Annotated in this window: 1 protein-coding gene; it reads left to right on the top strand. The window is 66.2% G+C overall.

Annotation, left to right across the window (positions count from 1 at the left end):
* The first annotated feature begins 89 nt into the window (after nt 1-89).
* Nucleotides 90-515, top strand: coding sequence for a DNA polymerase III subunit chi (locus tag ACVOLI_RS20510; protein ID WP_481615787.1), 426 nt, complete (start codon nt 90-92; stop codon nt 513-515).
* Nucleotides 516-583: the final 68 nt, after the last annotated feature.

Here is a 583-nt window from a genome sequence, read left to right as displayed (position 1 = left end):
CTCGGTGTTTCTGTTGTCTTCTCAACCCCCAAAAACACCCCCCCCCCCCCCCCGTTTTTACCCAACCCCTTCCCCAAACTCCCCGTGACCTGATGCGTGCCGACTTCTACCTGATTGCCAAGCCGCGCTTTCTCACCGAGCCACTGAAGCTGGTGTGCGAACTCGCGCGCAAGGCCAACGATGGCGGTCTGTACACGTTGGTTCTGGCGCGCGACCAGGCCCAGGCCGAGGAATTGGACGAGCTACTGTGGTCGTTCGACCCGGACGCCTACATCCCGCACCAGATCATCGGCGAGGACGTGGACGAGGAAGAGGCCATCGTGCTGATCGCCACACCGGGCGCCGATGCGCCTGAACGTCCGCTGGTGATCAACCTGCGTGACGAGCCCTATCTGGGTGCCTGCGACCGTGTGCTGGAAGTGGTGCCGGCCGATCCGGAAGCCCGCGAACCGCTGCGTGAGCGCTGGCGCCAGTACAAGGCCGCCAACTACACGCTCAACAAATACGACACGTAAGGCGAAACCGGGGTGGGGGGGGGGGGGGGGGGGGGGGGGCCCCGGCACCGCCGCCCCAGGGGGGGGGG

The organism is Stenotrophomonas sp. STEN029, assembly GCF_056760015.1.
The sequence above is the reverse complement of the archived record's forward strand: the minus strand, read 5'-3'. Positions and strand labels throughout refer to the sequence as shown.